This is a genomic window from Desulfitobacterium sp. THU1, assembly GCF_038181555.1.
In the GTDB taxonomy this organism is placed as follows: domain Bacteria; phylum Bacillota; class Desulfitobacteriia; order Desulfitobacteriales; family Desulfitobacteriaceae; genus Desulfitobacterium.
Window position 1 is genome coordinate 22747 of record NZ_JBBWUA010000028.1, and the last position, 9189, is coordinate 31935.

A 9189-nucleotide genomic window follows, 5' to 3' on the forward strand; every position below is an offset into this window, starting at 1 on the left:
TCCGTGGAAATTTCTATGGGTTATTCTCCTCTGGGGGAAGTCCTTCCGGTATGAGCTCTGATGTACGATACACCCTACTAACCTCTGCTTCATCAACTACACACAGCTTGTGATAGATGGAGTCAAATAGTCTTTTGGCAGTCTTACGGTCAAGTAGCATGGTCTCGGCTGTCCATCTGGCTGTATAGCCAAGTCGAAACCACTCAAATGCCTTGCGCTCGTCGACTGTGAGCAGGGATATTCGCCACAGCTTTTCCTCATTTGCGTCCATTTCCACAGGGGGAATGGGATGGTTGATTTTGTGCGATAAGATAGCCTTGAACCAGTGCATGGTTTACCTCCTCTCACTTTTTGTATAGCACCATTCTCTATCAAATTTCCCCTTCATGTAATGCCCCAATTTTAGGAGTTGGCGTAAAAATACCCCCTCCCAAAATTGGGAGGGGGTATGAAAATCTGACATTTCTGGCTTTTTGCTTATTCCTTCCGGATAGTTGTGGATGAACCGTCTCCTCGCTGGTGCCCGAACAGCATAAACAATTCCGCACGGCTGTTGATGCCGAGCTTTTTATAAATGGCCTTGCTGTATGTGGAAACTGTAGAAACGGTAAGCCCCAACTCCGGAGCAACCTGTCTGAGCGTCAGCCCCTGCAAAAGCAACAGAACCACCTGCTTTTCGCGTGGAGAAAGGTGGCTGTCCTCCAATCTTAGAAGCTGCTTTTCTTCTGCTGTGCCTGCTTGCGTGCTATCCTTTGTAAGGCAGGACATGTATGTCAGACGGAATTCCTTCGACCAGTCAGCAAAAAAAAGATACTGCGAGTAGGCGGGGGAAAGCAGCAGAAATATGATAAACAGAACAGAGGCTGCAACGACGGCAATAGACTGGGTGAACATCATTGTATGTAGGAGGTCGATCCCCACATATAGGACGCCAATCATCGCCATACACACAAGAATAAGGCGCTTGTGCATACGAAAATCGCAGAATTTATTTGTAACACAGCCTATCAGATAAAACGATATATAAAAGCCGACTTCCTTTAACTCGGAAAACATAAAAGCAAGCTTAAACAGCTTTAAATACCACATGACATGGCTCATGATTGCGGTGAGGAAAAACACATTGCACATGGTCCAAACACTGAATTTGAATACCACTTGTAGGATGATGCAGAGCAGAATTAGGATCAGCGCGAGTACGTCCCATAGCTGCGCGGCAGACGGGTGCTGAAATGCCGGAGCATAAAAGCCTGTGATTCGAATGGTAAAGTAAGCAAAAAGGATAAATAGCACCAACCAAATGCTCATGTCGAATTTTTTAACCGTTTTCCCCCCCGCCCTAACAAAATCCTGATTTCTGGAAAAATACACACAAATAGAAATAGCGGCGATTAGTATCAGGGCAAAGGACTTCCGGGCAATGGTATGTATAGGGATGAATCCGATGCCTAACCCGACCAGTTCGATAACCAGAAGCATCAATGCGCTTCCGAAGAAGCGCTCAGGGTTGTTGAGGACAAACACAAAGGAAAAACTGCTACTGGATACACACCCACCAATACCTGCCATGAAAACTACAGCACATACTAAGGAAGGATAGCCGTCCGGCAGGAAAAGCCATGGAATAAACCCTGCCACTGTAATGAAGGCAGAGATTTTGGAAATGACAGAAATGTTTGTTTCGTTGGAAAAAGCAAACATCAGGATGGCTCCAATTACAAACGAAATGAACGTGATGGTGGTCTGAGCCAATCCATGCACATGGATACCATCACCCAGAAGAAAGTCCTGCATGTTGATGAATATCATTGCCAGGGGGAAGGCGAAAAAATATTGCAGATAACCGAGTCTGATATTCCGAAGCGCCAGAATCTCCTGTGCGCTCAAAAGGTCGCGTAAAGACGACATAAGTTTTGAGGGGTATCCCCTTTTCTTCTCCGCCAAATTGGCCATATCACCTCTCCCTTCTTCTTGACCACACTATGAAATTATACTCATGGCTCAAAAGCACTAGCACTATAGAGAAATTTATCACTAGATGATTTTGAGCAAGCCGTGAATCCATACCGACTAACGGAAAAAACGGCCCATAGCATAAAACAAGCCTTTCAGCTTGTTTCTTTTGCGTTGGGATTTACTCGGATCAATCTTTGCCGAAGGTCTACCCTCTATTCTTTTTGGTAATTATTAGTATACCATAGGTTCAACCATTACGGAATAGCCTTTTGTCCTGTGAAGGTTTCCATCAATCTGATTTACAACATTGTCTATTTGTTAACCAACAATTCCAATAGTTCTTGTTCGATCTTTTTCTCCAGTACCCCTTCTCCCCCCAAAATAATCCCCCGGTCATTTTTCGAGCTTTCAGGTATTCCTTGGTTTCAGGCATAACGATCATTTCCACCCAACCTGATAATGTTATCCTGATTCAAGCCGGTGATTTCCGTTATCTGCTCGTAGACTTTTGAGCTGGTACCCCTTTGCCCCCAATCAAATAGACTTTGACCGGCTTAATTTCGACGATTTTTTGCCTGACCGCAGCACTAAACCCGTCTTTTTCTATTAGAATAATCGGGCTCAGGGCCGCCGCCGCGCTGCTGCTAATGCTTAAGGCGTCGGCATAGATGGCTTTGGCTATCGCCAGCGCGGTATCCACCCGAATCTGTCCCGCAAGCCTCTGTATCCCTGTTAATGATTTGTTCATTTTAAAATCCCATTTAACGATTTCCTGTTCGACAGGAATGGTCATACTTTGCCTGAAATGTAAAATCGGTCTGGCAAGGGAGGACTTTTCATGGTAAATTTAAGCTGGGTTTTTATCTTATGGGAGTTGAGATGATTTGAAAATTGCAGTTTGTGACGATGATTTGCAGGAGCTTGACCGAATTTCATCTTTATTAGATACATATCTTAAGGATACAAAAGCCGGTCTTATCTACAAGACTTTTCACAACGCTACAGAGCTTCTTTCCACTATGAGCATCTCAGATTACGATTTGCTGCTTTTAGATATTCTGATGCCTGGTATGACCGGTATGGAGGCCGCTCATGAGATTAGGGGGTTTGACACAGAAGTAAAAATTGTCTTTCTTACCTCTTCGCCGGAATTTGCAGTGGAAAGCTATGCAGTCAAGTCCTATGACTATATACTCAAACCAGTTTCTAAGGACAAGCTTTTTTCCATACTGGATTCCGTTATTGCCGAGGAACAAAAACCGCTGGAGGGTCTGACAGTCAAAACTCAGTCAGGCCTGACCCGCATTTTGTTCTCCAAGCTGGCCTTTGTAGAGGTCATGAACAAAAAGCTGTACTTTAACATGGCAGACGGAAGCGTACGGGAGGTGTCTTCACCTCTGGTGGATATCGAGGACCAGCTTTTATCCCGACCGGAGTTTGTCAAGGTGCAACGCTCCTATATTGTCAATCTGTGGCAAGTGGCTGAGCTCGGAGCAAAGGAGCTTATCACCCATGCCGGAAAAACCGTGCCGATTTCCCGCCTGCTTTACAGGAAGGTACGAGAAGCATATATGAAGCATCTGTTTCTGGAAAAAGGGGTGGAACGATGAATTTTTTTTCTAGCTTTTTGATTGGTATTACCATACTTTTTGGTATTAGTGCTCAGATGCTTCTTTTAGATATCCGTATCAAAGACCTCAAAAAAACTCAGCGTATTTTTTTCGGAGTTGGCAATTTGCTGGTTCTGGCAGTGAATATGGCACTTTCCCTGATTTTGCCGCCGGACCAGCATATGAAGATTTATGTACTTGTCATTCACGTACCCATCTTTCTGATTTTTTGGATTACGACCAAAACAGCCGCTATCAAAGTTGTATTTGCTTTGTTTACCGCCGTTTTTATGATCTACCCTGCCAATGTGGTGCTGACCATCATTTCAAAAACTGCCAAATGGCTTTATCCGACAGGATTTTATATTTCCTACATTGCCGTTTGTGCGGTTATGTTGACGATTATTTACCGCTTTTTCAAGCCAAATTTTAATTATTTGAACAAAAACTTTAACGGAATTAGTTTCCTAAAGCTTTGCCTTCTTCCGTTAACTTATAATATATCTAACTACTGGCTGGGGATGTACAATTTTACCGCTGCCATATCTACAGAAGTCTTTTCTCTGCGCATCCTTATTTTTATTATCACTCTTACCGCTTATATTCTGATTTTGGACATTGCAAAATCTACTCGTGAAAAGGAAGTCTTGCAGGGGGTAAAGATGGTTTTATCCTTGCAGCTGGAGAGTGCAAATCAGCAGTTGTCTGCCCTGGAAGCCACACAGGAGCAGTCCGCCATATACCGCCACGATATGAGGCATCATTTTGCTCTGATTGGCGGTTACCTTGCCGCTGGAGACAGTCAAAAGGCAGAGGAATATGTAAGGAGTGCCCAGGCGGATATTGATGAGATCACGCCTCACCGCTATTGTAAGAACAACACTGTCAATCTGATTTTGTCCTCCTGTGCGGCGAAAGCAAAAACAAATGGCGTTGCTCTTTCAGTGGAGGCAGACCTGCCACAGTCGCTTTCCCTATCCGAAACAGAGCTTTGTACCCTGCTATCAAACGGACTGGAGAATGCCATTATGGCTGCAGCACAGGTTGCTGATGACCAATTCAGAAAAGTAAGAATCAGCTGCCAAACCCACAAGGACAATTTACTGATTTTTATCGAGAACAGCTTCACGGGTGAGGTGGCAATGGAGAACGGTTTGCCCCAAAGCCGCCGTGAGGGGCATGGCTTTGGGGTTAAAAGCATGGCGATGATCGCTGAGAAATATAATGGCTACTGCTCCTTTGAAGCCAAGGGCGAGCTATTTACCCTGAGAATTGTCTTGCCGCTGGACAAATGAATAGGTATGGTATACTCCCCACCTATATACCTTCATAATTGCATAAAGCAAAGTCACATGTGTATAGTGAATACTACAAACATGTGACTTCTTCATTTTTATTACTCAAATGTAAGCGCCTAATAAGACAGTGTGTAGAAACCTATCTAAAACTATGCGGCATGGAAGTCTGACAGGATAAAAGAATCCCTGGGGGTATCAATTACGACGTAGAGTGCCTTGATTTCTCATTCATCTAAGTTCTTGCCACGAGGATACGGCTCTTTATCTTTCCATATCGTGCCTTCTTTTGTGTGATAATGCTGTCCGTGCCCGGTTACAATGTGTTCGCTCGGCGAAGATCGTTCGATTATATCTTTGTTTGTGCTATCAGGATCTGAGTCATAAGCAGAATAATCATCAACATCAGGATTGTCTGGGTCATAAGTAAAATAATCATCCACATCAGTTTTGTTCTGATTGGTGCTTCTAGAATTTCTATCGAGAGATTCTTTTACTACGGCGACTGTAGCCAGCGCAACTGGTATTACTATCGGGTCTATGACTTTTTTGTAGCGAATATAAAATTTCATAGCTTTACCTGCAAAATGTTTAACTGTGCCTATAAACCCTTTTTTCGACGCGTTTATTGAACCAGGTGGTATGACTGCTTTGGTATTGCCTACATTTTCAGTGGTCGAAGTATCTGTATTGTTAGTTTTATTTTGGGCTTGGTCACTCGTGCTTATTATTATTGGCTCGCTTAATTCAAGAATCTCACACGGCTCATACTTGTCTAAGCCAAAGTCACTTGTCTCACCAGTGGTTGGATTGTAATAACCATTCGTAGGGGTTTGAAAATTCCCATCGTGTGCAGTAAAATGTTCAGTCCTTGATAGGAATTGGATATTCTCCAAATCCCCTTGATATTCTGGGTATTTTTCTGCGCTCTTCATATGATGACCTTCAAATGCTTTTCCATCGTCACCATATGCCTTTCCTCTATCAAGTATATCTTGCTGTTGTTCCGGCGTCCAATCGCGCGTACCTTTGCCTTCACGAACTAGTTTTTGCTCTTTAGACCAAGCAAGTGCAATAGCCTTATTCGCTGCGGAGGTTCGTTTTGACATTGCATCAACCTCCTATGCCCAGCAATTCATTAAGGCCATTAAGGAAGCAAAAAAAGTCGGAGTATGTTTCATCGCTCTCAATCTTTCCAGCTTCATGATTATAAATGGAGACTTGTTCTCCTGCTTTTTCACATACAATCGGATCACCGGAAGATAATGTTCCGATAACAATATAGTTTTCATTAGGTCTGTCACTGTCGTTCACATCTATTACTGGTTTATGTGCTACGCCGTATAATTGAATTCCAGCAGGCAAGAAACACTCACCGCCATCGGAGAACAGCAGCCATTCCTTGAATTTCAAAGGGAGCTTGATTTCGTGTTCTTTTTCAAACAGTTCAATCTGCTCATTCGTTGCTCCTGTCAGGAAGCTCATTTTTCCAAGTGAGTTTAACCCACTGACTATATTTCTTAATTCATCAGATAACATATTAATCACTCCCATAAAATATAATAATGAACATTAGTTCAAATCTACTCGACAAATTCTCATTTTATCTCCCTAACATCTTAAACCGTCCACAAACCCCCGGGAAAATCCAAAAAACATCTAAATCGACCACTACAAGCCCATGTTATCTAAATCGCTCTGTCACGTTCAAAATCTTGCCTTTGGACTTGTTTCCAGGAACAGATATTTTCACAATTATTGCTTATCCCATTTTCACCCTAAAGCCCCAGAAATCCTTTGTTTACAGGCTTTTTATTACACTCACTTCTCCACCCTCGTAATCAATACTACCGTCTCAACGTGGCTCGAGTGTTCATTATTGATGTCGGGGTTCTCGGGAACAAGTCAACCATTTTTTAGTGTTATAGCGGTATGTGGAAACATATCAACGTTTTTGAGGTTCTTGGGAACATATCGACACCATTTACTACTTTTCTGACGTAAGCCACCCTTCTTCATAGTGCCTTGAGGATACAAAAAAGATGCCGCTAGGACCTGTTAGAGTCTTTGCGGCATTACCTTAACTTAAATTTGTCTAAATGTAGACAACAAGTCAATGAAAACCGATTTCATTCCTTCTATTGACTTACAACAGTGTCTATTTGTTAACCAATAATTCCAATAGTTCCTTTTCAATCTTTTTCTCTAGTACTCCTTCTCCCCCAAAGATAACCCCTCCGACCATTTTTCGGGTTTTCAGGTATTCCTTGGTTTCATCCGGGATACTGTCATTTACCAGAATAATCGGTGCATTGTAATTAGCAGCATAAACACTGCCGGCCAAGGCATCCGGGAAGTTCTTACCTGTGGCCATGCAGGCGCTTTGACCCGAGAGGTTAAAGTATTTGGCGATAACTAACGATGTGGCGTAGCGATCCGCTCCGCCCATCCGAATAATGTTGTCCTCATTTAATCCGGTTATTTCTGCTACCTGGTCAGAGACTTTTGAGCTGATAACCCCTTCGCCTCCGATCAAATAAACTTTTATCGGCTTGATTTCCGCGATCTTTTGTCTGACCGCTGCACTGAACCCATTTTTTTCTACCAGGAAAATCGGACTCTCTGCCGCCGCCGCGCTGCTGCTGATGCTCAAGGCGTCGGCATAGTTTGCTTCATTGACCAAAATTAGCGGTCTGCCGACTGGCACTTCCAGTTGGTCAGCGACCTTCAGCGCTGTTTCGCTGCGGTTTTCGCCGCCGAGTCGGGTAATCTTGGTAAACCCAGCCGCGCTAATTTTGTTTACGACTTCCTGCCCGACAACGCCGGTTCCTCCTAGGATATAGACTGTTCCTGCACTATCCAAGTTTGTTTTTAGATAATCCAGGAGCTTTTTCTGTTCTGCCTCGGTACTGCCCACTAGCAGGATCGGCGCATTGAGCTTATAGGCCAGGACGCTGCCCGCCAAGGCGTCCGGATAATTGGAAGCCGTGGCCAGAACAGCATTTTGAAGTTTGGTGGTATAGTTGGCTTTCGCTATGGCAAGAGCCGTATCCACACGGTTTTCTCCAGCGAGTCGCTGTAATCCCACAATCGCTTTATTCATTTTGAAATCCCATTTAACGATTTCCTGTTCGACAGATATGGTCATGCTTTTATAAGGTTCATAACCTTCTTTGGTGGCTACGAGATAGTAATCTGTGGTCGGAAAGACCATAAAGGCATAAGCGCCCTCTTTGCTACTTTCCTGAGGATTCTTATTGTTATTGGGTTCGAAGCCATCCAAAATCGGCAGCTCCACGTGGGTATTGGGAGTTTTGCCATTTTTTACATTTCTCGCTGTATCGGCATAGTATAAGGTAACGTGTACACCGGTAATCGTCTGCCCGGTGGTAGAATCACGGACGATACCGTAAGGATCGATCAAAGTACTGGTAACACTACTGACTTGGCCGTTATTACTCACTTTGACTTCGATCGTACCGATGGTTATTATTTGGCCGTTGCCCAGATCAAACGTGACAGCAAACTGCGACTCTGTGGAGCCGGCTAGGTTGCTGATTTCGATAGTACCGTCCGCCTTTATAGTAATGCCGGCATCCTGGTTGGTGACCGAAGAGAATCCCAGCTTGCTCAAATTGCCGACCGGGCTCTGGGTCCCGTCGGGCTGTTTAAAGAGAATCGCCTCCTGGGATTTTATTTCTACGACGGCTGATCCGTTAGTTGCCGTCGACACCTTGGCTTCAATCCCTTTGACTTCTTCTCCTGTTACACCGTCAATAACCTCCCCAGTAATCGTGCCCGAGTTGGATCCTACCGGAGGAGTTGGGGAAGTCCCTGCTCCGCCGCCTCCGTCTCCTCTGCTTGAAGCTTGGGTATAGGTAGCACTAGCAATGGCGCTGTTATTGTAACCTACTCGGACTGCAACCGCTTTGATGGTCATGGCAGCATTTACGGTTATCTGAGCCGTATATTCCTGAGTCGATCCTGCTACTACCGTTCCCGGATCTGAATTATCCGTTGTATAGTAAATATGGTCAGCTCCTGCTGAAGTAATAGTAACGGTGCTGCCAAAGGCTATGGCTCCCCCTGCCGGGCTGAACGTCGGCGTAGCTTGGGTCAGCATGGCCCGGGTAACTTTAATGGTATAGGTTTTGGCGGTTTTGCCCGCTTCTATGGCAACGACGGTGATCGTCCGTTCCACGCCCGGTGTCAGCGCGATTGGAGCGGAGGCGTTTCCGCTAGTGACTGCAACTCCGTCTACGGTGATGGTTCCGCTTCCGGTCGGGGTGATGGTGATGGTTCCCACTCCGTTGGTGACTGTGACTCCG

At 44.6% G+C, this 9189-nt stretch carries 8 protein-coding genes; 2 read left to right on the forward strand and 6 right to left on the reverse strand.

The genetic code is table 11. The annotated features are described in order from the left end of the window. Positions 1–13: 13 nt before the first annotated feature. From AAC978_RS15385 to AAC978_RS15395, 3 genes are all read right to left on the reverse strand, one after another. The gene (locus tag AAC978_RS15385) at positions 14–331 is read right to left on the reverse strand and encodes a hypothetical protein (RefSeq protein ID WP_341548954.1); all 318 of its coding nucleotides are present in this window, start codon (positions 329–331) and stop codon (positions 14–16) included. Positions 332–477: 146 nt separating this feature from the next. Further along, positions 478–1953, reverse strand: coding sequence for a helix-turn-helix transcriptional regulator (locus AAC978_RS15390; RefSeq protein ID WP_341548955.1), 1476 nt, complete (start codon positions 1951–1953; stop codon positions 478–480). A gap of 493 nt (positions 1954–2446) precedes the next feature. Beyond that, the gene (locus tag AAC978_RS15395; protein ID WP_341548956.1) at positions 2447–2749 is read right to left on the reverse strand and encodes a cell wall-binding repeat-containing protein; all 303 of its coding nucleotides are present in this window, start codon (positions 2747–2749) and stop codon (positions 2447–2449) included. A 91-nt stretch (positions 2750–2840) separates the two neighbouring features. Between AAC978_RS15395 and AAC978_RS15400 the strand changes: the two genes are divergently transcribed. Next, positions 2841–3566 carry a LytR/AlgR family response regulator transcription factor gene (locus tag AAC978_RS15400; protein ID WP_341548957.1) on the forward strand — a complete coding sequence of 242 codons (726 nt, stop codon included), beginning with the start codon at positions 2841–2843 and terminating at the stop codon, positions 3564–3566. Next, positions 3563–4861 (forward strand): sensor histidine kinase, encoded by a 1299-nt coding sequence (locus tag AAC978_RS15405; protein ID WP_341548958.1) that lies wholly within the window; start codon positions 3563–3565, stop codon positions 4859–4861. Before AAC978_RS15400 ends, AAC978_RS15405 begins: the two co-directional genes overlap by 4 nt. Positions 4862–5088: 227 nt before the next feature. On the opposite strand, the gene AAC978_RS15410 is transcribed toward AAC978_RS15405, so the two are convergent. The 3 genes from AAC978_RS15410 to AAC978_RS15420 form a co-directional block, all read right to left on the reverse strand. Further along, positions 5089–5970: a teneurin-3 gene (locus tag AAC978_RS15410; RefSeq protein ID WP_341548959.1), complete on the reverse strand. Its 882-nt coding sequence runs from the start codon at positions 5968–5970 to the stop codon at positions 5089–5091. A 4-nt stretch (positions 5971–5974) separates the two neighbouring features. Beyond that, positions 5975–6400 carry an SMI1/KNR4 family protein gene (locus AAC978_RS15415; RefSeq protein ID WP_341548960.1) on the reverse strand — a complete coding sequence of 142 codons (426 nt, stop codon included), beginning with the start codon at positions 6398–6400 and terminating at the stop codon, positions 5975–5977. Between the two features lie 619 nt (positions 6401–7019). Next, the coding region (locus AAC978_RS15420) for a cell wall-binding repeat-containing protein (protein ID WP_341548961.1) at positions 7020–9189 on the reverse strand (2170 nt) is incomplete at its 5' end.